This is a genomic window from Candidatus Thiodiazotropha endolucinida (assembly GCF_001715975.1).
Classification (GTDB): Bacteria; Pseudomonadota; Gammaproteobacteria; order Chromatiales; family Chromatiaceae; genus Thiodiazotropha; species Thiodiazotropha endolucinida.
Genome location: NZ_MARB01000015.1, coordinates 36,799 through 60,679, shown reverse-complemented (window position 1 = coordinate 60,679; position 23,881 = coordinate 36,799). Strand labels below are relative to the sequence as shown.

Annotated in this window: 20 protein-coding genes and 1 pseudogene; 14 read left to right on the top strand and 7 right to left on the bottom strand. The window is 53.3% G+C overall.

Features of this window, described 5'->3' with window-relative positions; genetic code table 11:
* Positions 1-88: 88 nt before the first annotated feature.
* From CODIS_RS13335 to aat, 3 genes are read right to left on the bottom strand one after another with little or no spacing between them, the layout of a single operon-like run.
* A complete protein-coding gene (locus CODIS_RS13335) occupies positions 89-3,928 on the bottom strand; it encodes a beta-propeller domain-containing protein (RefSeq protein ID WP_069125979.1) in 3,840 nt (1,279 codons plus the stop codon).
* A 56-nt stretch (positions 3,929-3,984) separates the two neighbouring features.
* Positions 3,985-4,755: an arginyltransferase gene (locus tag CODIS_RS13330; RefSeq protein ID WP_069125977.1), complete on the bottom strand. Its 771-nt coding sequence runs from the start codon at positions 4,753-4,755 to the stop codon at positions 3,985-3,987.
* On the bottom strand, positions 4,749-5,468 hold the full coding sequence (gene aat / locus CODIS_RS13325) for a leucyl/phenylalanyl-tRNA--protein transferase (protein WP_069125974.1): 720 nt from the start codon (positions 5,466-5,468) through the stop codon (positions 4,749-4,751). The genes CODIS_RS13330 and aat overlap by 7 nt, the downstream gene beginning before the upstream one ends.
* A 237-nt stretch (positions 5,469-5,705) precedes the next feature.
* On the opposite strand from aat, the gene CODIS_RS13320 reads away from it, so the two are divergent.
* The gene (locus CODIS_RS13320; protein ID WP_069125973.1) at positions 5,706-6,374 is read left to right on the top strand and encodes a flagellar brake protein; all 669 of its coding nucleotides are present in this window, start codon (positions 5,706-5,708) and stop codon (positions 6,372-6,374) included.
* 121 nt (positions 6,375-6,495) lie between these two features.
* Positions 6,496-6,783 (top strand): hypothetical protein, encoded by a 288-nt coding sequence (locus CODIS_RS13315; RefSeq protein WP_154723125.1) that lies wholly within the window; start codon positions 6,496-6,498, stop codon positions 6,781-6,783.
* A gap of 64 nt (positions 6,784-6,847) precedes the next feature.
* Here CODIS_RS13315 and CODIS_RS13310 read toward each other — a convergent pair whose 3' ends face one another.
* Positions 6,848-7,804, bottom strand: coding sequence for an acetylxylan esterase (locus tag CODIS_RS13310; protein ID WP_069125968.1), 957 nt, complete (start codon positions 7,802-7,804; stop codon positions 6,848-6,850).
* A gap of 135 nt (positions 7,805-7,939) precedes the next feature.
* On the opposite strand from CODIS_RS13310, the gene CODIS_RS13305 reads away from it, so the two are divergent.
* The 3 genes and pseudogenes from CODIS_RS13305 (at position 7,940) to CODIS_RS13300 (ending at position 9,952) form a co-directional block, all read left to right on the top strand.
* The gene (locus tag CODIS_RS13305; RefSeq protein WP_154723124.1) at positions 7,940-8,608 is read left to right on the top strand and encodes a Crp/Fnr family transcriptional regulator; all 669 of its coding nucleotides are present in this window, start codon (positions 7,940-7,942) and stop codon (positions 8,606-8,608) included.
* Positions 8,609-8,623: 15 nt separating this feature from the next.
* Positions 8,624-8,827, top strand: a pseudogene (locus tag CODIS_RS21750) (cyclic nucleotide-binding domain-containing protein); the annotation flags it as partial.
* Between the two features lie 36 nt (positions 8,828-8,863).
* On the top strand, positions 8,864-9,952 hold the full coding sequence (locus tag CODIS_RS13300; RefSeq protein WP_069125961.1) for a lysophospholipid acyltransferase family protein: 1,089 nt from the start codon (positions 8,864-8,866) through the stop codon (positions 9,950-9,952).
* A gap of 16 nt (positions 9,953-9,968) precedes the next feature.
* Here the strand turns inward: CODIS_RS13300 and CODIS_RS13295 are convergent, their stop codons facing one another.
* Both CODIS_RS13295 and CODIS_RS13290 read right to left on the bottom strand, forming a co-directional pair.
* Positions 9,969-11,186, bottom strand: coding sequence for a ribonuclease H-like domain-containing protein (locus CODIS_RS13295; RefSeq protein WP_069125957.1), 1,218 nt, complete (start codon positions 11,184-11,186; stop codon positions 9,969-9,971).
* A gap of 22 nt (positions 11,187-11,208) precedes the next feature.
* A complete protein-coding gene (locus CODIS_RS13290) occupies positions 11,209-13,608 on the bottom strand; it encodes a DEAD/DEAH box helicase (protein WP_069125954.1) in 2,400 nt (799 codons plus the stop codon).
* Positions 13,609-13,674: 66 nt separating this feature from the next.
* Here CODIS_RS13290 and lexA point away from each other — a divergent pair, with 66 nt between their 5' ends.
* From lexA to CODIS_RS13260, 6 genes are all read left to right on the top strand, one after another.
* Complete coding sequence (lexA, locus tag CODIS_RS13285) at positions 13,675-14,271, top strand: transcriptional repressor LexA (protein WP_069125952.1); 597 nt, start codon at positions 13,675-13,677, stop codon at positions 14,269-14,271.
* Between the two features lie 147 nt (positions 14,272-14,418).
* Positions 14,419-15,279, top strand: a complete 861-nt coding sequence (locus CODIS_RS13280; RefSeq protein ID WP_069125947.1) for a DUF4743 domain-containing protein — start codon at positions 14,419-14,421, stop codon at positions 15,277-15,279.
* Positions 15,280-15,429: 150 nt separating this feature from the next.
* Positions 15,430-17,517: a carboxy terminal-processing peptidase gene (locus CODIS_RS13275; protein WP_069125944.1), complete on the top strand. Its 2,088-nt coding sequence runs from the start codon at positions 15,430-15,432 to the stop codon at positions 17,515-17,517.
* A 180-nt stretch (positions 17,518-17,697) separates the two neighbouring features.
* Entirely contained in the window at positions 17,698-19,323 is a 1,626-nt protein-coding gene (gshA, locus tag CODIS_RS13270; protein WP_069125941.1) for a glutamate--cysteine ligase, read from the top strand.
* 66 nt (positions 19,324-19,389) lie between these two features.
* A complete protein-coding gene (locus CODIS_RS13265; protein ID WP_069125937.1) occupies positions 19,390-20,580 on the top strand; it encodes an O-succinylhomoserine sulfhydrylase in 1,191 nt (396 codons plus the stop codon).
* Positions 20,577-21,167, top strand: a complete 591-nt coding sequence (locus CODIS_RS13260) for a class I SAM-dependent methyltransferase (RefSeq protein ID WP_069125935.1) — start codon at positions 20,577-20,579, stop codon at positions 21,165-21,167. The genes CODIS_RS13265 and CODIS_RS13260 overlap by 4 nt, the downstream gene beginning before the upstream one ends.
* Positions 21,168-21,400: 233 nt before the next feature.
* Here CODIS_RS13260 and CODIS_RS13255 read toward each other — a convergent pair whose 3' ends face one another.
* Positions 21,401-21,604, bottom strand: a complete 204-nt coding sequence (locus tag CODIS_RS13255; protein WP_069126119.1) for a hypothetical protein — start codon at positions 21,602-21,604, stop codon at positions 21,401-21,403.
* A gap of 147 nt (positions 21,605-21,751) precedes the next feature.
* Between CODIS_RS13255 and CODIS_RS13250 the strand changes: the two genes are divergently transcribed.
* From CODIS_RS13250 to hemF, 3 genes are all read left to right on the top strand, one after another.
* Positions 21,752-22,438, top strand: a complete 687-nt coding sequence (locus CODIS_RS13250) for an MBL fold metallo-hydrolase (RefSeq protein ID WP_069125929.1) — start codon at positions 21,752-21,754, stop codon at positions 22,436-22,438.
* Between the two features lies 1 nt (position 22,439).
* Entirely contained in the window at positions 22,440-22,745 is a 306-nt protein-coding gene (locus tag CODIS_RS13245; protein WP_069125927.1) for a tetratricopeptide repeat protein, read from the top strand.
* A gap of 186 nt (positions 22,746-22,931) precedes the next feature.
* On the top strand, positions 22,932-23,870 hold the full coding sequence (hemF, locus tag CODIS_RS13240; RefSeq protein ID WP_069125924.1) for an oxygen-dependent coproporphyrinogen oxidase: 939 nt from the start codon (positions 22,932-22,934) through the stop codon (positions 23,868-23,870).
* Positions 23,871-23,881 lie beyond the last annotated feature (11 nt).

The window sequence follows — 23,881 nt, the reverse complement described above, 5'->3', positions numbered from 1 at the left end:
TATGTGCCATCATGTAAATGACCGACAGTGTCAGACCCATCGCCAGGGTAAGTGACACTAACGTAAAAAATAGATGCCTTAGGTGGCGCTAATAAAGATAATCGTTATTGTCACTCGGCAGTTCGACCTCTGCCAGGTTGGTGTCCGGCGAGGCGAGGTCGTTGACCAGTAATCCCCGGCCGCTGATGGAATAGATGTAACTGTTCATCGCATCATCGGCGACAAAGAAACTCCTGCGCACACTTTCAGGGTAGTAAAAGTTCGTGCTGTTTGGATCCTTGTAGAAGATGTCGTGGTCGATGGCGGCATAGGGTTGGATACCCGCTTGCGCAGTGACTCTGAACAGTTCAAGCCCGTTGAATATGTCGTTGTAACCAAAGGTAGTGCTGGTTAAGGCGTTGCCCCATGCCGTTATCGGGATCGCCAACATCTTCTCCTGCTCGAACCAGGTGAAGGCGTGATGGTTGTAGGCGGCTTCTGTGTAACTACTTGAACCTATAAGATGGTCATATAGCAACGCAGGCTGGGCGAAATCACTGATATCGAACAGGCTGAGTTTGATACTACTGCCTTCACGGCCGACGGCAAGGATCATATCCCCCTCGATGGGGTGCAGGTAGGTGGAGAATCCCGGTACCTCCAGTTCACCTGCAACCAGCGGATTTCTGTTGTCGCTGAGATCCAGGGTAATCAGGGGATCGATCTGTTGGAAGGTCACCACATAACCCTTCTCCTCATCGAAGCGCACCGCATAGACCTCTTCACCGGGTTTGCCGAGACCATCCAGATAGGCACGCTCTGCCAGTTGCTTTCCCGATTGGGCCAACACATAAAGCCGATTGTTAGTTTCCCGTGACCACCAGTTCCGCTCTGATGTCACCAGGCGCAACGCACCCCGGTGTTCATCCATGGCGAATTGATTCAGCAGATGGCCCTCGACACGACCACTGGCAAGATATTGAGGGGATGATTGAAGACTGAATTTATGGATGGTGGTGGTAACTGTCAGATCAGCTCCCCCTAGCATCACAGGCAACCAGGTCCAGAAATTATCCTCGACACTGGCGATGTAGAGGTTATCCCGACTGGCATAGACCAAACCGGTGTTGCCCAGGATGGTCTGGCTGGAAGTAACAGCCAACGGGTTGGCCAGATCGAAATTGAGAATCGTCAGGGTACCGGTGCCGTTGGGGATTTCAGGCCGATAGATTGCGTCACAACCACAGATCGACGAGGTGTCGGGTTGAGTCTCTGTCCCGGGAGCTGTGTTATCGGACTGAATCGGCAGCAGTTCATCGATCTCCACATTGATGGGATCGTCAAGCGCAGGGTTCAGGTCGATCAGCGCGCTCACAATCAGATAGACATGTTGACCGATTCTGCGCGCATCCACATAGCTCGATTCGAATACCGTCTCCCTGATCAGGCTGGGTTGTTGTGGATCGCTGATCCGGAATAGCGAGACCTTGGTCATCCGGTGGATTCTGGGTGCGAAATCCGCTGTAAGACTCTCTGCGAATTGTGGATAGTTGGATTGCGTCAGATCACTTACCACCCAGACTATATCCTCATAAAGAAACATCGCCCTGGGGTTACCATCGATCTGTGTTCTCGATAATTCCTGGCTTTCGGCTGCCGGCCAGGTTTGCATAATCACCAGATTACTGCCGGATAGCAGGTAGGTGTGGTTACCGGTGGTCTTGATGAAGTCTGGCTCATCCACGCCGGCGACCTGATTATTGGTGCCGGTTACGCTATTGACAGAGGGTTGTGATTCACTCTGCCCCGAGTCAAAGTCCGGCAGAGGGGCGGGTCCTGATATGGGGGCGCTGCTGAAATCACCACCGGACGAGGCGCCTACATAAGACAAAAGATCATTCTGTTGACGATTGGTATCGACCAGAAATGACTTGACTTCATCACATGAATCGAATCGTGCCAGTTGCGCTTCGTTGAAGAGATAGACATTGTCACTTTCGGTTGGCAGTTCTATTTCCGCCAGGTTTGTCGCCGGTGAGGCGAGGTCGTTGACCAGAAATCCACGCTCGCTGATGGAGTAGATATAACTGTTCATCGCCTCATCAGAGACAAAGAAACTCCTGCGGATCCCCTCGGGATAGAGCCATCTCGAGTTGTTTTGATTTCGATAGAAGATATCGTGGTCGATGGCGGCATAGGGTTCTATGCCCTGTTGCGCGGTTACTTTGAACAGCTCCAGCCCATTGAATATGTCATCCACATCAAAAATCGCTTCAAGCGCCGAGCTGTTCCAATGGGTCACCGGAATAGCCAGCATCTGCTCCTGCTCGAACCAGGTGAAGGCGTGGTGGTTGTAGGCGGCCTCGGAGTAGCTGCCGGCACCGATTAAATGCTCATTGAGCAACACCGGTTGGGCGAGATCACTGATATCGAACAGGCTCAGCTTGATACCATTGGTATCGGTATCCTGACCGATGGCGAGGATCAGGTCCCCCTCGATCGGGTGCAGATAGGTGGAGAATCCCGGTACCTCCAATTCACCTGCGACCAGTGGATTGCCGGTGTCACTGAGATCCAGGGTGATCAGAGGGTCGATCTGTTCAAAGGTCACCAGGTAGCCCTTGTCCTCATCGAAGCGCGCTGCAAAGATACTCTCTCCAGGCTTGCCGAGACCATCAATCGCTGCACGTTGTATCAGTTGGTCACCCGACTGTTCCAGGACATAGAGTCGGTTTTCAGGATCGGCATCACTCCACCAGGCCTGTTCGGTGGTCACCAGGCGCAATGTACCCTGATACTCATCCATGGCGAATTGGTTGAGCAGATGGCCATCGACACTTCCGCTGGCAACATATTGGGGATTCGATTGAAGAGTGAATTTGTGGATGGTGGTGGAGGGCGTCGGATCCTCTTCCCCTTCCATCACCGGCAGCCAGAGCCAGTTTTGGTCCTCCACACTGGCAATGTAAAGGTTTTCCTGACTGGCGTAGACCAGGCCGCTGTTACCCAGTATGGTCTGGCTGGAAATAGTTGCCAGCGGGTTCGCCAGATCGAAGCCGAGAATCGTCATGGTGCCGGTGCCATTGGCGATTTCGGGTCGATAGACTGCATCGCAACCACAGATCACAGAGGTAGTGGGGTCACTGTTCGCCGAGGGGGCTGTGTTATCGGCCAGGGAGGGTAACAGCTCATCGATCTCGACATTATCCGGGTCCTCAAGCACAGGGCTCAGATCAAGTTGTGCAGTGACGATCAGATAGACCTGTTGCCCTATCATGCGCGCATCCACATAGCTTGATTCAAGCACGGTCTCTCTGATCAGGACAGGTTGCGCGGGATCGGTGACCTGCAGCAGAGTGACCTTGGTCGTCTGGTTGGTGCGGGGTGCGATATCAGCCGCCAGGCTCTCCTCGAATTGGGGATAGCTCTGGTACGACAGGTCACTCACCACCCAGACGATATCGTCATTTAAAAAGAGCGCCCTGGGTGAGCCATCGATCTCTGTTCTCGAGATCTCCTGGCTCTGATCCGCCGGCCAGGTCTGTAAAATCATTAAATTCCCGCCAGAAAGGAGATAGGTATAGTCACCACTTGTCTTGACGAAATCCGCCTCATCCACGCCGGCGACCTGATTATTCGTCCCGCTTACACGATTGATCGCAGGCTGCCCTGAGCCACTATCAGCAGTGGTTTCAGGAGAACTGCTAAAGTCGTCCTGGGGTAATACCGATGAGTTTTGCACATAGGCCGAAAGCGCACTCTGCTGCTCACTTGTACTGATCAGGTATGACTTCAACTCATCACAATGATCGAATTGTTTCAGCGCTACATCAGTTTCAACAGATGTAGCTATGGTCTCTCCACTATCGGAGGAGTTGCAACCACTGAAAAGAGAGAGGAGAGTGCTTAGGAGGATAGCGGAGATGCTGCATCTAATCGGTTTGGACATCAATGTCTCCAGCGAAGTATCGCTTACCAGGGATGGAATAGTTTGCCAGCTACAGGTCAGACCCTGTCATTCGTTCCGTAGCCGCGATTCCCGAGTTCAGTATGATCTATCCACTGTTGCCCTGTCCAGGCCTCAAACGGACGAAAGCGGGACTTGTAGCTCATCTTTTCGCAGCTCTCGATCCAGAAACCGGGATAGACCCATTTCAGGCCGAGTCCCCGCGAATAGTCAATCTGCCACAGCAGGGCGAAGATGCCCAGGCTGTCCTGTGACATGTCGGGGTCGAAGAAGGTATACACGGATGAGGTGCCATTCGGGAGCAGATCACTGACCGCAACGGCTGCCAGCTTGCCGGCCTTACGGAATTCGATAAATTGTGTTTCAGCCCATTCGCAGGTCAGAAATTGAGAATATTGCCCCGGGCTGTTGCATGCCATGGCACCATCGGGATGACGCTGCAGCAGGTATCGCTGATAGAGATGATAGTGTGCTTCATTGAATCCGGCGGGGCCGGGGTTCACTTCGTAAAGTGACAGGTTGCGTTTCCAGATACGGCGTTGGCTGCGAGATGGTTGAAACCGTGCCGTCGGTATCCTCAGGGAGATGCAATCATTGCATTGTGGGCAGGCAGGTTGATACAGATAGCAGCCGCTACGACGAAAACCCCGGTCTATCAATTGTTGATAGAGGTGTTGAGTGACTTTCGCATTCGGGTCGAGAAACAGATTGCGTGCCTCTCGCCCAGGCAGATAGGAGCAGCCGTGAACCTGGCTCATGTAGAGAGCATAGCTCGCCTCCTGTTCGAATCCTGGAGGCGGATTCAGCATATATCGATCTCTGGAAAGTGCCTGCCCTGGTCAGCCCAACTGCCTGTTCGTCCTTCAAGCCGGGTCCAGCGATCGAGGTCGGTGCAAAAACTGGACCTGGGTATCTCTTCAGCTCCCAGACTGGCCAGATGATTGGTATAGACCTGACAATCGATCATCTTGAACCCCCACTGAGTCAGTCTTCGACTGAGGTGAACCAGAGCGATTTTGGAACTGTCGGACGTACGGCTGAACATCGATTCACCGAAGAAGACAGCGCCTATGGCCATGCCGTATAGGCCGCCCACCAGCTCGTCGTTGCGCCATACCTCTACGGAGTGTGCCATTCCCAGCTGGTGTTGTTGGCGATAGGCATCGATCATCTCGGGTACCAGCCATGTTCCAGGCGAGTTTTCACGCGGCGCCGCGCAACCCCTGATTACAGCCTCGAAGTCTTGATCAAAGGATACTTTATAGACATTTTTTTTTAATACTTTTCTCAGGCTGCGACTGATTTTTATCTTTTCGGGATAGAGTACGGTGCGTGGGTCCGGCGACCACCAGAGTATGGGTTCTCCCTCTGTGAACCAGGGAAATATTCCCAGCTGATAAGCCTGGATCAGCCGTTGAGGCGTTAGATCGCCGCCCACCGCCAGTAACCCGTCCGGCTCGCGTTCCGCGAGTGAAACGTCAGGAAATGGCGTATCCGGATTGTCGTCAAGCACAAAAATCATCGTTTGCCGATTTAAAGGACTTAAACTAATCTTAACAGCTACTTGTTTTTAAAATAAAAAATTCGCATTATTTAAAGACATGTAATCGCTGGGCATATTGTCTCTGCCGGGTCAATACGTATTTACGTGCCCTAGACTGACAAATGCTTGCCACAGATTGTTATGTGCTGAATCATAGCAGCTGGTTTTAGTCGATTTGTGATTCAATATTAACATAAGCCGCATGGGAGTGAGGCCTTGCCTGACAGTGTCAGATACTTGCAGATTGGTGATGTACTGCAGTTGCAGTGGGCGCCACCCAATGAAAACGCCGAGCGCTTTGCGGCCACCCTGATCGGCTTTCTACCTGGTCACAGTCTGGTGATCACGACACCCCGTAAACACGGAAAACCGATTATCGTGCGCGATGGTCAGAGTTTTACGGTCAGGATGTTACAGGGCAGCAATATATTCGGATTTGTTTCGCAAGTCCTGAATGCATCATCTAAACCCTATCCACATATCCATCTCTCCTATCCGTCGGATGTGGAGAGCGCCGTCGTGCGCAACGCACCACGGGTGCCGACTGAAATAAGTGCGGAAGTTGTCTGGCCCCAAGGCGCCTCGGGGGGGGAGAAGAAACGATCTGTCATCATTTCCGATATCAGTAGTACGGGAGCCCGGATATTAGACCGGCAAACGCTTGGTAAAGTCGGTGATGTAGTTCAGGTGATCTATACCTTGTCGGTATGCGGTGGGGAAGACATGCTGAAAATCATGGGTGTGATTCGCAATATTCGCGAGACGGCAGGCAGGGATGGCAAAAACACCTTTGTCCATGGATTGGAGTTTCGCGGTCTGAATCGATTTCAGCAACTGGTACTCTGTTCCTATGTCTTGGGTAGTATCGCCAGGGAGCGAGGCTGACGTTGGATCCGGCTGACCGGCCGACCCCCTGGTCGGGCGTCACTGACAAGCGACATAGGCGCGGCACTGTTGTATCCTGGCAGTCGGCTATGATCTGTATAGTGGTTTTGAGATTGTGTCTTTGAATATGTTGATCCTGGTCTACTATCTTTTCCTTCTCATCTGTGCCGCCATGGGCGTCTTCTTTTTTGCACTCTATATCCACTCAAAACAGGGCCTGCAGGCGCTGTCTGCCGTGATGTTGCTACTGCCCATTGCCTATGAGACTTGGGTTTTGGAAAACTGCACAGGCGAGTGCAATATCAGAGTCGATCTGATTGTGCTGTTTCCTGTTGAATTATTGCTCCTCTCCACGCTTTCTCTCTACTCGTTGAGGCGCTATAAAAAATACTCTGCGCATAAAAGATAATGCGGTAAACGTCGTTGCCTGGCCTCGATAAGGACGGAAACGCTTTAATTACGGTAGAAAGCTATCAATCGAAATGGAGGGGTTTCGATCCAAAACCCTCGCTGATACCCTCAATCGTCAGTGTCAACCAATATTGTTCAAAACGATCCCAAAGACGCTCCTCCGGCAAATCGGTATGGCTGACGGGAAACTCCATAATCTCCTTCTTCCCAACCAGATGGTTGGCAATGGCATAGACTGTCTTGGCCGGCACCACATCATCTTTGAGCCCCAGGCCAATGAGAGCGGGACAGTGCACGCCATCGGCAAAATTGACAGGATCAAAGTAACGCATCACCAGCATCACATCATCCAATCGTTCCGGATGGTTGGCGAGATAGTGATTAATCTGTGCGCCGGAGCCCGATTTGACGAAGATATAGCGTCCTTCAGTCCAACCGAATGTGGGAACACCTACTGCCAGCAGGTCGGGCGACCCCAGTACCGATGCGGATTTAAGTGCCAGTGCACCTGCAAAACTGACACCCTGATAGGTATGGTGGGTGGTCGGGTTGGGGAGCAGTTGCTCAGCGACTCTTGCGCCTTGAATGTAATCGCAGACGGCGCCTCTTATCACTGAGGTCTCCGGTGCTTGGATGCCCGTCAATACCCAGCCCCAGTGAGAGTACTCTCGAAGTGCGTCATGAGAGCGGCCAAAGCCACGAATATCCACGCCAAAGCAATTTAGCCCGAAACTCACCCATGACCATTGAGGCATGCATTGAGAGCCGTAACCGTGGCTGTAAACAACCAGCGGCCGTGGCAGATCATCCTTCCAATGAGTGAGCAGCCCGGTAATGCGCACATCGTCCAATGACACAAATTCCACATACTCCAGTACAAGTTCCGGGTGGTTGGGCGAATGTTCCACGCCTGCGATTATCGGATCCGGATCGACCTTCTCAAGTTTGCTCAGCGTCTCCTGCCAGAAAAGATCAAAATCCCTTGGCTTGGTGTGTTCCGGTTTGAATTGGCGCCGCATATATCTACTATAGATTAGTAATAGGGGTGTGGTTAGTGATGCAGGGCCAATAATATTGTCGTTTGAATATTCAAATCACATCGATGTTGAGAAGAGACAATAATAAGTGACATGCTCTTAAAAAGGGTGATCGTGATGATGGATGCCTCTGAACTTTCCGAACTTGCGTTCTTCCAGGATATCAACAGGGATGTGATCGATTTTCTAGCTAAAGGCTCCGAGGTGCGGCAAATGGATCAAGGGGAGATTTTGCTGCATCAGCATGATCGTGCCATTGCACTCTATTTTTTGGCGACTGGAAAGGTGCAGTTTCTGATCCATGTGGCAGGTATGGATGATCTTCTTGTCGGCACCGACAGCGAGTTTGGGGCACTGATTGGCTGGTCTGTGTTTCGCGCACCCTATCGCCATACAGTGACCGTGCGCTGTGAAAGGGAGTGCAGCTTCATACGTATTCCGAGAACACTGTTAACTGAGTTGATGGCAGAGTCACCACTCATCGCCTACACGCTTTTACGCCGCGTGGCGATAGTTCTGGCGCGTCGACTTGAACATAACAGGGACCGCCTGATCGCCAGTAGCGGTGTCGAAGGGAGAAACATGGTGGAACCTGCCGCCGCAATGAGAACCCGGGGATCAGACCCGCTTGTCGAGTTTGAGAACCTGGGCAGCGATCAGGAGTCAACCTTCAGGTTTCTGCGCCACGTCACTTTTTTTGAAGCCATGTCAGACCATCATTTACGATCCATGTTGTCATTGGGGCGAATGATTCGCGTGAACCCTGGCACAACACTGTTTCAGTAGGGAGGTGAGGCAGAGAAGTTCTACCTGCTTGTCAGCGGACGGATCGAGCTCTGGTATTGCAGCAGTGATGGCAAGATCTGTTTTTTTCTCAATAGCCTGGAGAGCACAGGGCAGGCATTCGGCTGGTCCGCCCTGGTCGAACCCAATCACTATCAGGTATCCGCAATCGCCAGTGATTCAGTCTGTGCCCTGGTATTCACAGCTGAAGCGTTGACGGCGCTGTGTCACCGGGAACCGTTGTTCGCAACAGAACTAATGGAACGGGTGATCTGGTTGATCGGCAATCGGCTGCGTATGGCCCGGACCCAATTGATTGCAAGGCGCTATCATAAAGAGACGTTGGCTGTAACCGCATTACTGGAACAGAATGCCGCTACCCTGCATGTAACCTCGCCGCTGCACAAAATCCCCTATCTGCTGGAAAACAGACTGACGCTCTCCGATGCGTTCGGTACCTTGGAACTGATCCGTAATCATGGCGAGGATGAAAATGAGCGCAACCTGGCGCGGTTGTCTCTGGATATCCTGGAAAAGGTGCACGATGAACTCCATTTTTATCAGGGACTGCAACGTATTTATGAAAGCGTTGCCAATGCTCCCGAGGATCAGACGCCAAGGGAAGTGAGACATCACTGTATGCGGGCATTCCGGGCGTTGTTTGAGCAGACCCACTATAACGTGGCTGGCGAGGAGCACCTGCCCGACTCCTCAGGGCATCTGTTTATCATGAATCATCTGGAAAACCATACCGACAATATGCTGCCGAATGATTTTCGCCTGACCCTGGACACCCACTTCGTATCGAGCATGGTGATCTACCCGAAATATCATGAAGCGCCGATCAGGGTGGTGAAAAAGCCGGCGCTCGATTGGTACGGTTTTCAGCAATATTTCGACCGCCTTGAGTATCTCTATGTCTACCCTGGCGAGGTCGATGAGGAGGATCGCGATCGTCACCTGACCCGCGAGCAACGCAACCGCCAGTTCATTGAACAGGCACTGGAAAGGCTGCAACAGGGGGACAACATCATCATCTGTCCGGAGGGACGCTGCTACTACACCGAGGAGTCACCCGGTCCGTTCAAGGCCGGGGCATTCCGTCTGGCGCTGGCGGCCGATATTGAGCCACTGATCGTACCCATCGCGGTCGCCAATTTCGACAAGCGACTGACACGTACCTGTACCGCGGCCACTGTCTTTCCCCCTTTCAAAGTGAGCGACTACATAAACGATCCGGATGATGCCGAGTCCTTGTCCGAATTTATTCTGACCGTCAATGAATGGTATAAGGGTTATGTCAGACAGGCTATCGAACTGACGCAGAGATGCGAACAGGCACTTTAGGGCCTGTTAACAGGCCCTAATGCAGTGCTGGTTGTATCCCCTGACGATAGCGCTTGATTAAGATTCGGTTCAACCGACGCCGTTGCTCATCGTCGACGGGGAGCAGCTCACAATAATATTTTGCATGCTCCAGATCCTTGCTGATGTGCTCATGATATTTGGCAAGTTGTTCTGTAGCTTGTCGACAGCCGCCCCGGGATAAGGCTTCCCATATCTCCACTGCCAACTCCCAGTTGCCGAAACGCCTGGCTAGTCGACCCAGTAACCTCATACCACTGATTGACAGTCTCTGCCGCTGGCGCAATAACAAGGTATAGGCGGCAGTCTTGTCGCTATCCGTCAACCAGCGGGCGAGGGCCGCAATGTCTGCGTCATGGCGTTCCGGTTGCTCAATCACCCCAGCCAGGACAGCGTGGGCCATGGGGAGAGAGATGATATCCTGAAAATTGTGATCCACCACCCGTGCGAGTCGCACCGTAGCGCCCGTTGTTACACAATCGAACCAGGCTTCCGGGGCTTCCGAACCCGGCAGGTCGTTGTGTCGTTTCAGGCCGAGCAGGCGCTGTTCCAGCGTCATCAGCCGGCAATCCGGCCAAGTGCGGCCAAACAGTCGGCGCACGGCATGCAAAAGGTCCAGGTGAGGCAGCCGATCCAATATGGCCGGTATATTCCGCATGCGGTAGCGGGTATTCATCAGGGGGATGTCGTAACACTTGCCGTTATAGCTCACCAGCCGATCATCTGGGCTGAGTATACTGTTAATCCTCTCGAGCATGGCATTTTCGCCGGCAAAGCGGGTGATCAGGTACTGGGTTGTCTCAAGGTTCTCCTGCTCAACCACTGCAAAACCGAACAGGAAGGCGAGGGTGCCGCTGCCCCCTGAGAGTCCGGTGGTTTCGGTATCGAAGTAGACCTGGCGGCGGTTGGCCGCCGCCCCATCTCCGGGCAGGACGGGTTGTTGTTTCAGTAGCGAGAGAGGATGGCGGCCCATTGATCCATGCAGGGGTATATGGCGCTGTATCTTGATCAGACCATCGCTGATTTGGTATCCCTTCAGCTGTTTTGCCAGTCTCTCCTCTATTGACGCTTGTCGCCGCCCTTTCGAATCATCAGAAGGTCGTGTCCGGTCGATCCGTGCCAAGCGATGTCGCAGGTCCGTCGCAGATGCAACAGGTTGTTGCCCTCGATCCTTTTTCAGTGCCCTCAGACGGCTGAGTTTTGTTCCGAGTGTCATTGTCGGTTGTGACCTGTAGACACTACATCAGGAGTGAAAGCACTTCGAGTGCGGCCTGTTTGGGCGAGTAGCCCCGCAGCTCGTCGCTGGCCAGGATAGGGCCGATGCAGCTGGGGCAGCCATGGTTACAGCTGCAGTCAACGACAAGCCGCTTCGCTTCATGAACGATGGTCTCACGGCTCTCGCAAAGCGGTGATGAGAGTCCGATGCCTCCAGGATAGTTGTCGTAGAGAAACAGCGTGGGAGTGAAGCGATCCAGCTGCGCCGGATCAATTCGCTGGTCCTCCCTGTTGCGCAACTCTCCCCGTCCACCGGCATGCACTGTAGCAAACCAGCGGGCGTTGCCGTCACCCACCGCCTTGCCGATATCTCCGGGTTCGGAAAGCATGTGCATGGTGGCGACGATATGAAGTGCATAGCTGGCGCCAAGAAAGCCGTCCAGGGCAGTCTGACGTGAGTGGAATGCAGCCTCCAGCGCCTGTGGGTTTATCTGCCACCAGACGGCGGTGGTGTGCATCTCCTGATCCGGTAGCTCGATCTTGCCGTAGCCCACATTGTCGTGACTGTAGTAGCGAATCTTTTTGTAGCCGGTTATGCGCTTGACAAGATGAACCTCACCTTGGGCCACGCCATGACGGGCATATTCGTGCTCCTCGAAAGACTCCAGAATCTTAAGGCGTGTATAGTCTATGGCATCAGTGTAGTAATCGGCTCGGGTGCGGGTAACGAATGCCTTGCGTCCCTCCCAATCGAGCCGCTCAACCTGATAGGGGGTGGATTGAACCATGTAGATGGCGCCTTCATGGATGGTCATCGGTGCGGAACTGTAGTCGACTTCGGCAATCACGGTTTTTCCGCCACCGGTAGTATCCACCACCACGAAATTACCCTCCGCCACCGATCGCAGGCTGATACTGTTGGCGGGGTAGCTGTCGCTGATCCAGTGCCACTCATCCGCCTCCCGGTGCAGGATGCCATGTTCCTCCAGATAGGCGAGTAACTCGCTCAGCGGTTGGTCGCCGAACCGCTCTCCATCCCTGAACGGCAGTTCGAAGGCGGCGCAGCGAACATGATCAAGCAGGATCAGTAACTGATCGGCATCGATACGTGCCTGTTCCGGCGAGGCGCCAAGGAAGAAGTCGGGATTACGGATAATGTATTGATCCAGCGGCAGGCTGCTGGCCACCAGCACGCCAACCGCAGTGCGCTGGCGTCTGCCGGCGCGTCCCAGGCGCTGCCAGGTGGCGGCAATGGTGCCGGGATAACCGTTGAGCACACAGAGATCGAGGGCGCCGATGTCCACACCCAGTTCCAATGCTGAGGTGGAGACCACACAGTCGAGTTTCCCTTCACGCAGTCGCCGTTCCATAGCGCGTCGTTCAGCGGGCAGGTAGCCGCCACGATAGGCGGCGACCCTGGCTGGATGTCTGGGGTCCCGGTCAAAGGTATCCTTGAGATATTTGGTCAGCACCTCAACCATCAGGCGTGAGCGGGCGAAGACAATGCTTTTTAGCCCCTGACCCATTGCCAGTTTGGTAATACGGGTGGTCTGGGAACGGGCGGATGCACGCATGCCGAGATCGGCATTGACCACCGGCGGGTTCCACAATAACAGGTGCTTGCCTCCCTGCGGTGCGCCGCTCTCGGTAATTGCATTGACTTCGTCTCCGATCAGTTCATGCGCCAGTTGGGCGGGATTGGCGATAGTGGCGGAGCAGAGGATGAACAGAGGGTCTGACCCATAGAAGCGACAGATACGCCGCAGACGCCTTATCACATTCGCAACGTGGGAGCCGAATACGCCGCGGTATGTATGCATTTCGTCGATCACCACATAGCGCAAGGATTCGAAAAACTGAGCCCATTTGGTGTGGTGGGGTAGTATCCCCTGGTGCAACATGTCCGGATTTGAGAGCACCATATCACCACGGGTCCGCACCGCCTTGCGCGCATCCCCCGGCGTGTCGCCATCAAAGGTGAAAGTACGTACGCCCAGTTCGGCGGCCTGGTTGAGGGCAGTCAACTCGGCCACCTGGTCCTGGGCCAGGGCCTTGGTGGGGAAAAGGTAGAGGGCTTTGGCCTGCGTCTGCAGCACCTCCTGCAGTACCGGCAGGTTGTAGCAGAGGGTCTTGCCTGATGCCGTAGGGGTGACAATTACTGTATGCCGACCATTCCGTACCGATTCCCAGGCCGCAGCCTGGTGGGTGTAGAGTCGTTCGATCCCGCGCTTTCGCAAGGCATCGGTGAGTCGCTGGTCGAGATCATCGGGTAGTGGACGGTAGTTACCCTGCTTGGCGGGGAGTATCAGTTCGCCTGTGATACGCTCTCCATATTCGCTACGCAATTTGGCGGCCAAATGGTCGGCTGGATCAAGTCGGGTAACCGGCTTTGTGGCGGTCAAGGCTGCAATGGGACTAGTCATGGTTGTTCTCTTCCTGTTCTCCTGGTATAGAATAGAGAACAACCGGAGAACAAATCAAGGATCCCAATGAAATTGACCCGACGCCAGCAGGAGATATACCAAGCCCTGCGTGACTGTAGCGAGCACTATGAGCATGCCCCCACCTATGACGAGGTCTGCAGGTTGCTCGGGCTGAAATCCCGGGGTTCGTTGCACAAACATATCCAGGCGCTGGTTGAGGCGGGATTGGTGGAGCCCATGGAAGGTCTGAAACGGGGTATTCGCCTAGTTGAGCACGGTGTGGAGCAGGGTATTCCCTATCTCAGCCGCATCGCTGCCGGCAGGCCTATAGAAGCCATTACCAACGCAGAGCCGATGCAGGTTCCCGATGAGTTGCTGGGAAAGGGGCCATGTTATGTTCTCCAGGTGTCAGGGGATTCGATGATCGATGAAGGCATCCACCACGGTGACTATGTGGTTATCGAGCAGCAGGAGCATGCGCAAAATGGTGATATCGTTGTGGCATTGATCCATAACGAGGAGGCCACACTGAAGAGAATCGAGCAGCGTCCGGGTGAGATTGTACTTCATCCCGCAAACCACTCGATGAGTGCGATGGTCTATCGGCCGGAAGAGGTCAGCATACAAGGGGTGCTGCGGGGGTTGCTCAGATCCTATACATAACGGGACAACGCTTTGATCAGCCTGTTGGATGGGTGTTAACAGCCCCGCATGCACGGTTGTATGATTGTCTCTTCGCCGCAGTGACGGATCGGATGATATGACTGCGTAAATAGCCAATCCACTGGAGACGAAAGCGTCCATCAATCCATGAGCATGCAAGGGTATCTGCGCCATATCGAGCGCCTAAATCACTGGAGTCCGGGAAACTTCAAATCGCTCTTCTTCCAGGGGCAGCGTATCGGACGTCTAAAGCAACCTGTTTGGAAGGCCCTCGGTCAATGGTCCGATGCCTTCAGACAGGATGATGAGGGCCTTCATCTCCAAGGCCATTACGACAGCTTCGAAGCCCGTACCGGACTGTTTGCGGAGATCACCTCGACCTTGGTTGATGAGGGGGTCATATCCCATATCCACGGTGAACAGTATCCGGTTACTCACGCTGGCAGGGAGACGGCGATTGCCACGATGGATCGCGCCAGCGCTCCCTATTTCGGATTGCGCGCCTATGGTCAACATCTGAATGGTTTCGTCCGCCATGGAGAGGTGCTGAAACTCTGGATCGCAAGACGTTCGGCCGACCGGCGTAACTTTCCCGGTTGTCTGGACAATATGGTGGCAGGGGGACTGCCCTACAACATCTCCCTTGCCGAGAATCTGCGCAAGGAGTGCATGGAAGAGGCCAATGTGCCGCCATCGCTGGCGAACCGAGCGATCTCCGTGGGTGTTCTGACCTATTGCACTGAGACAGCTGTCGGACTGAAACCCGATACGCTCTATTGTTATGATCTTGAGCTCCCGGGTGATTTCCTACCCCACAACAGTGACGGCGAAGTGGCTGAGTTCATGCTGCTGCCTGTAGACGAGGTGGCGAGACTGGTTGCAAAGAGCGATGAATTCAAGCTCAACTGCAATCTTGTGGTGATTGACTTTCTAGTGCGCCATGGGATTATAAATCCCGAAACGCCCGGTTATCTGGATCTGGTACAGGGTCTGCACGAGAATATATAGGCGGGTGGGGCTTTATCTTGCGGTCCAGTACACCTTTTAGGCACTAAATTGAACCAGTGATACGGTAATCCAGTCCAATCCTAGTCCTGTTTACTATGATGTATAGTCAAGTGTTGACTGTTAAGGTGCAAAAAAAGGCCAGGTAGTTACATGAGATTTTTTAAGGTTATTCTGCTCAGTTCGCTGTTTCTGTTCAGCAATACGGCGCTATGGGCCAATCGCCAGGTTGTCCCGATCAGCGAACTACAACCGACTCCGGAGCAGCAGCAAACGGCAAATGTCATCGTCAAGGTTATCGAAAAATACCATTACAAAGAGGCTGCACTCGACGATGCCATGTCAAAGATGATCCTCGATCGTTACTTTGACGCCCTCGATCCCAACCGCTCTTTTTTTCGTGCCAGGGATATCGTTCGTTTCTCACTCTATCAGGATAAGCTCGATGACTACCTGAAGAATGCCAGAATCGAACCTGCCTTTGAGATTTTTCGCCTCTATCGCAAACGTGTGGCGGAGGCGGTGGCCCATGCGCAAAAACTGGTTGATAAAGCGTTCGATTTCACAGTCGATGAGAGTTATCGATTCGAGCGTGACGAAGAACCCTGGCCTCAAACCCGTACTGAGCTGCAGGAAATTTGGCGCAAGCGGGTAAAAAATGATTTCCTCAATCTGCGGTTGATGGATAAAAAAGACGATGAGATTCGTAAAACCCTGAGTGAACGCTATAAACGTCTCTTGAGCCGGGTGGAGCAGTTTGATGCCAACGATGTTTTTCAGACCTTTATCAATGCCTATACCCTGAGCCTGGAACCCCACACCAGTTACATGTCGCCGAGCACATCGGAAAACTTCGATATCAGCATGCGTCTCTCCCTGGAAGGCATAGGTGCAGTACTCAAGGATGAAGACGGCTTTACCGTGGTCCAGAAGACAGTGATAGGCGGACCCGCTGAACAGAGTGATCTGTTGCATTCGGGTGATCGTATTGTCGGTGTCGGTCAGGGGCTGGAGGGTGAAATCATCGATATCGTCGGTTGGCGATTGCAGGATGTGGTGGAGCAGATCCGTGGTCCCAAGGGCTCGGTCGTCAGGCTCGACATCCTGCCAAAGGGGACTGAAACCGGTTCCAAGCGCAAGACCATCACCCTCGTGCGCAACAAGATAAAGCTTGAGGAGCAGGCGGCGAAGAGCTATATCATCGAAGACCTGGACGGTATGAAGGGTATGCGTATCGGTGTTGTCGAAGTGCCGACTTTCTACCGTGATTTCGCCGCCGAGGCGAGAGGGGATGAGGATTTCCGCAGCACCACCAGGGATGTGCGCAATCTCCTGGGTGATCTGAAGCAGCAGGGTGTCAACGGCATCGTCATCGATCTGCGGGAAAACGGTGGCGGCTCACTGTCCGAAGCGACCGAACTGACAGGGTTGTTCATCGATTCCGGACCCGTGGTTCAGATCAAGGACGCCTTCGGTAAGATCGAGATCGAGCAGGATCCGGATCAAACCATAGCCTACGAGGGACCATTGGCGGTTCTGGTCGATCGCAACAGTGCCTCTGCCTCGGAGATATTTGCCGGTGCCATCCAGGATTACAAGCGGGGCATCGTCATCGGCGAACCCACTTTCGGTAAGGGAACCGTGCAGACGCTGGTGGATCTGGGGCGCTTCGTGCCCGGCCGCAAGAAAGACCTGGGCCGATTGCGGCTGACCATGGCGCAGTTCTTCCGCATCAATGGCGGCAGCACCCAGCACCGGGGAGTGGTGCCCGATATCCAGTTTCCAATGGCGAAATACTCAGAAGATTTCGGGGAGCGTTCATTGGAGAATGCGCTGCCCTGGGCACAGATCAGACCGGCCAATTTTGTTACCAAAGGGAAATGGGCGGTACCCCATCTCATTGATAACCACATGAGCCGGGTTGAGCATGATCCCGGATTCGAAATGCTGGTCGATCGGGAAAAACGCTTCCAGGCACTGGACAAGCGTACAGAAACAAGTCTGCTGGAGAGCCGCCGCCGGTCTGAATGGGATGATCGTGAGCAGGAGCAGCTAGTGCACAAGAACCGCTTCAGGGCGTCACAAGGTCTGCAGGCAATCAAATCCATCGACCAGGAAGACATGGATGTTGATGTTGATGACAAGGAGTCGGAAGCGACACAACGCATCGAGTTGAACGAAGCGGCCCGCATTCTGACGGACTCGATCCGAATGCAGGCGCCCAGGGCGGTGATGCGCTAGCCTGTAAAAGCATGCTTCAAAATGACAATTGATGGTATGATGCGTGCCTTCAGTCTACGCCCCCGTGCGGCATAAATTCACCTGGCCTGTATATTGCCTCATTGCATGTTTACAAATTAAGTCAGAATCATCAATTTGGTTCCGGCCTCGATCCAATCTACAACATGGACTGCTCCCGGTTTGTATACGACACTTGAACAACGCTTGGAAAAACTGCGTCAAGCAGATCAGGCCGGGCTGCTGAGAGGGGGGCTGATAGGTCTGGAAAAAGAGGGATTGCGGGTATCCCCGTCCGGCTGTATCTCGCAAAAGAGACATCCCGAGGCATTAGGATCTGCACTGACCAACAGGTACATAACGACGGATTATTCCGAAGCCCTGACCGAAATCATCACGCCACCTTCAGCAGATCGTGAAGAGCCGTTACGGTTTTTGTCCGAGGCGCACCATTTCCTCTACCAGCATCTGGGTGATGAGATCCTCTGGTCAACCAGTATGCCCTGTATAGTCGAAAGCGATGAACTGATTCCGATTGCAGAATATGGCGACTCCAATGCCGGTATGATGAAGACCGTCTACCGCAGAGGGTTGGGTCACCGCTACGGCAGAGTTATGCAGGTGATAGCCGGGGTCCATTTCAACTACTCTATACCACTGCCGTTCTGGCAGGTGTTTCAAAACTTGGAACAGGATGAAACACCGATACAGACTTTTATTTCGGAATCCTATTTTGCCATGCTGCGCAACCTGCAGCGTGTCGGCTGGCTGATTCCCTACCTGTTCGGGGCTTCTCCTGCAGTGTGCAAATCCTTTCTCGGAGGCAGACCTACCACGCTGCAGGTGTTTGATGAATACAGTTACTATTCACCCTATGCCACCTCTTTAAGGATGGGGGATATCGGTTATCAGAACAGTAAGGAACAGGGTACCGGTATCAAAGCCTGTTACGATTGCCTCAACGCCTACATCGAAACACTCTCCCGGGCCATCGAAACACCCTGTCCGATCTATCAAGCCATTGGTGTCAAGGTCGATGGTCGTTATGAGCAGCTGAACGCCAATATTCTGCAGATCGAGAACGAGTACTACAGTACGGTGCGTCCCAAACAGATTCCCGAGATGATGGAGAAGCCGATCCATGCCCTGCAGCGTCGTGGGGTGCGTTATGTGGAATTGCGCTCCCTGGATGTGAATGCCTTTCATCCACTGGGTATCGCAGAAGAGCAGATCTTTTTTATCGAGGCCCTGATGCTGATGTGTCTGCTGCACGCAAGTCCGGCGATCAATGTGGCGGAACAGAAGGAGATCGACTGGAACGAGTTGACGGCCGCCCACCAGGGGAGAAAACCCGGATTGATGCTGCAGCGTAATGGTGAGAAGGTTGCTTTGCGGAGTTGGGGATTGGAGATCTGCGACGCTATGCTGCCTTTATGCGAGATGCTGGAAGCGGGTATGCCGGGCAATCCTTATAGTGAAAGCCTGATGATACAGCGCTATCGCCTGCAGGATGCCGATCTGACTCCCTCGGCGCGCATGCTCGCGGAGATGCGTGACAAAGGGGAGAGTTTTTTCCAGTTTGCCCAGCGTATGTCGAAGCAGCACCAACACACCTTTATGCAGCAGGAGCACTCAAGTCAGGATCAACTGTTGCTGGGTCAGGAGGCGACCGATTCATGGCAGCGCCAGCGGGAGTTGGAGGCATCAGACAGAGTCAGTTTTGATCTCTTCCTGGAGGACTACTTCGCTCAACAACTCGATGAGGACCTATCCCGCAAAGTAGAAAAGAGAAGCATATCGGCAAGCTGAGTTGTAGAATGGCGCTCATGTAACGACACAACGAATCAGAGAATATATGAAGAACGAGGATGGGTTATGGGGGAACAGAATTATGGAGATTGGGGGTTTTCTACCCAGGCTGTGCGCGTAGGACACCACCGTACACCGGAAGGGGAACATGCGGAACCGATCTTTCCGACTTCCAGCTTTGTCTTCCGTAGCGCCGCCGAGGCTGCGGCGCGATTCAGTGGTGATGAGCCGGGTAACATCTATTCACGTTTCACCAATCCCACGGTAAGAACTTTCGAAGAGCGACTGGCGGTGTTGGAGGGAGGTGAGTGTTGCGTTGCCACTGCATCCGGCATGTCGGCAATCATGTCGACATGCATCGGCTTACTGCAGACGGGTGACCATATCGTCTCATCGCAAAGCGTGTTCGGGTCGACCACGATGCTGTTCAACAAGTATCTCACCCGATTCGGTATCGAGACCAGTTTTGTCGACCTCAATGATCTTCAGGCCTGGGAGGCCGCGCTTCGTCCGGAAACGAAACTGCTGTTTCTCGAGACCCCTTCCAACCCACTGACAGATGTGGCTGATATCACTCACTTGAGCGAGTTGGCGCATGCCCGCGATTGCCTGCTCGTGGTGGACAACTGCTTTTGCACACCTGCCCTGCAGCAACCACTCAAGTTGGGGGCGGACATCGTCATTCACTCGGCAACAAAATTTCTGGATGGCCAGGGGCGTTGTGTCGGGGGGGCTGTGGTGGGCAGTCAAGAAGTGGTTGGCGATGCTGTGTTCGGGGTACTGCGAACCGCAGGTCCAACCATGAGTCCATTTAACGCCTGGGTCTTCCTTAAGGGACTTGAAACACTCGAACTGCGCATGCACGCCCATTCACGCAATGCCCAAGTACTGGCTGAATGGCTGGAGCAGCATCCACAGGTCGAGCATGTCTATTTTCCCGGTCTTGCGAGCCATCCTCAACACACCCTGGCGATGAAACAGCAGCGTGCGCCCGGCAGTATTGTCTCTTTCAATGTCAAGGGTGGGCAGCCGGCGGCATGGACAGTCATCGATTCCACCCGGGTACTCTCAATCACGGCCAATCTTGGTGATACCAAGACGACCATCACCCATCCGGCGACCACGACACACGGCAGATTGACACCCGAGGAGCGAACCCAGGCCGGAATACAAAACGGTCTGGTCCGCATCGCTGTGGGGCTGGAAAATGTTGAGGATATCAAAAACGATCTGGCCCGCGGTCTCGATAGTTTGTGAACAGCAATGATTTTCAAAGCCTGCGTGACAAGTGGGACAGGCGCCATGCCGATGCGGATAAACGTCCCACTCCCGCAGAGGTTCTGGAAAGAAATCTGCATCTGCTGCCAACCGAGGGTACTGCACTGGATCTTGCCTGTGGAATAGGAGGCAATGCGCTGACCCTGGCGCGTCAGGGACTGGATACAGTGGCATGGGATATCTCTCCCGTCGCCATTCAGCGGCTTAATGCCTATGCCGCAGAAGCGGGATTGAAGAATCTATCAGCAGAAGTGCGTGATGTAGAACAGTTGCCTCCATCTCCCAACAGCTATGATCTGATAGTCGTCAGTTATTATCTTGAGAGGACCTTGATACCCGATCTGATCGAGGCATTGTTACCAGGCGGTTTGATCTTCTATCAGACCTTCATACAGGCTGCTGTGTCGAACCTGGGACCGAGTAACCCGGCCTTCAGATTGGCTGATAATGAGCTGTTGCAACTGTTCTCCAGTTTGAAACTGCGATATTACCGTGAGGAGAATCTTTTGGGTAACCTGGAGGAAGGTACGCGGGATGTGGCAATGCTGGTAGCGGAAAAATCATGACAAGCGGGGATCCGACACGAGTGATGGTTGGCTAACAGAACAAAGCCGCAAATGAATGCCAATCACCGCGAATCGACGCCAAATCATATACTGAATCACCACATCATCTATTTGTAAAAATCTGCGGTGATTGGCGTTCATTTGCAGCCGATCAGGTAGATTGTGGCTCTACCGCTATGAATGATGATGTACAAATATTGTAACTGAATACTATTTTGGATCTGATACGCGGTCTAGTGGGCCACGTGGGTAAAGTCAGTGCCCGGATGTAGTCCGAAGACCTGTTCCAGGTTCAGCTCTTCAATCAGCTGGTCACCAGCCTGCAGGCCATATTCACGCTGTATTTCACCAAGCAGCAGGCGCACAGCATTGCGGTTGTAACCGCTGCCGAAACTGATCTGTTGTTTGATAATCTCGCGTGCCTTGTCGATAGTCATGGGCAAATCACTATAGGTTAATGGAAATAGTAGCAAATCATCTGTTGAACATTTCCCTGAAACCCCCTGGGTTGAATGATCTTTGACTACCCACATCTAATGACAATAATACACCTCAACAGGGGCGAGGCGGTAACTATTGTGAAGATGCACATACGACAGCTATTCGATCCACAATCGAGCACCTATACCTACCTGGTATGGGAAGCAGCCAGCCGTGAGACAGCGATTATCGACTCAGTGAGCGAACAGGTTGAACGTGATGCCAGGTTGATCGATGAGTTGGGCCTGACCCTGAAAGTCGCCTTGGAAACCCATATTCACGCAGACCACATCACAGGAAGCGGACAGCTTCGCGAACGGCTGGGTTGTCAAGTGGCGGTACATGAAAAGGCGGCATGCGATTGTACTGATCTCAAACTGACCGATGGCGATATCGTTCATCTGGGTGATGCAAAGCTCGAGATCATCTACACGCCGGGGCATACCGATAACGATATCTCCATTCTTACCGAAGGAGTGGTTTTTACCGGCGATATCCTCTTGATACGCGGCAGTGGCCGTACTGACTTTCAGTCGGGGGATCCTGGCTTATCCTACGACTCAATCACCCAAAGGTTGTTCAGCCTTGCGGATGATACGGTGATATATCCAGCCCATGACTATAACGGTTTTACCAGCAGCACGGTGGGTGAAGAGAAGCGTTGCAATCCCAGGTTGGGGAACGCAATCCCGCGTAGTGACTATATTCAAATCATGCAGGCGATGAAGCTGGACAAGCCGGAGCACATGGATATTGCGATACCCGGTAACCTGGCGTGTGGCCTGAAATAATATGCAACGAGAAAACCTTGAGAAGATGCTCGAACAGGGGAATGACAACGCCCTGTTACGCTATACATTGGGTTCGCTCTGTTTGAAGGAAAAGGATGCGGATATGGCCGTAAGGCATCTGGCCGAGGCGCTGAAACAAGATCCAAACCATTCAGCAAGTTGGAAATTGTATGGTAAGGCACTGGCCGCATTGAACAGGGAGGAAGAGGCAAGGAAGGCCTATCGGAAGGGGATTGCCGTAGCTGAGGCCCGCGGGGATGTCCAGGCAGCTAAAGAGATGGGTGTCTTTTTGAAGCGGCTCGAATAAGAATCTGAAAATGAGCTTAAATATTGGACTGGCCGTGCTGAAAACAGGCATGTTAGTTTAACCCTCGGTACCCGGTGGTCAACTTTATCGGACCGGCAATGACTATTGAGTTTCAATTATATTGGAACCAATGATTGGTCAGCCAATCACTTAAAAAACTTAATTAATCGAAGAGTCAAGACGGATATGGATCAACCCGATAAGCAACAGGTCAAAGAGTACCTGCTACAACTGCAACAGACGATTTGCTGTGCGTTGGAAGAGGAGGATGGCAAAGCACGCTTTTTCCAGGATAGCTGGCAGCGTGAGCCTGGCGCGCACCTGGGAGGCGGAGGTATCAGCGCGGTCCTCCAGGAGGGTGAAGTATTCGAACAGGCTGGAGTCAATTTTTCCCATGTCACCGGTGATCAGTTGCCTGGCTCGGCGACCGCACATCGACCGGAACTGGCAGGACGTGCCTTCGAGGCCATGGGTGTATCCCTGGTTATTCATCCCAACAATCCCTATGTACCCACATCACATGCCAACATCCGTTTTTTTATCGCAGAAAAATCGGATCAGGCACCGGTATGGTGGTTTGGCGGCGGATTCGATCTCACACCCTACTACGGTAATGACGAGGATTGCCGGCATTGGCACAAAATGGCCAACCTGGCCTGCCGCCCTTTTGGTGAAGACGTGTACGCCAAATACAAAGCCTGGTGCGATGACTATTTCTATCTCAAACACCGCCAGGAGCCACGCGGCATCGGCGGCCTCTTCTTCGATGACCTCAATGAGTGGGAATTTGAAAAGTGCTTCGATTTCATGCAGAGCGTGGGTGATCACTATCTTCTTGCCTACATGCCGATCGTAAAACGACGCCGCGATACCGAGTATGGTGAGCGGGAGCGCAATTTTCAGCTCTATCGCCGCGGCCGATACGTGGAGTTTAATCTTGTTTACGATCGGGGCACACTGTTCGGTCTGCAGTCGGGGGGACGTACAGAATCGATACTGATGTCCCTGCCGCCCCTGGTGCGCTGGCAATACAACTGGCAACCGGAACCGGGCAGTGCGGAGGCGGTACTCTATGATCGCTATCTCAAGCCGAGGGAATGGCTAGAGCCTGTTAACAGGCCCTAGTGTAACCACAC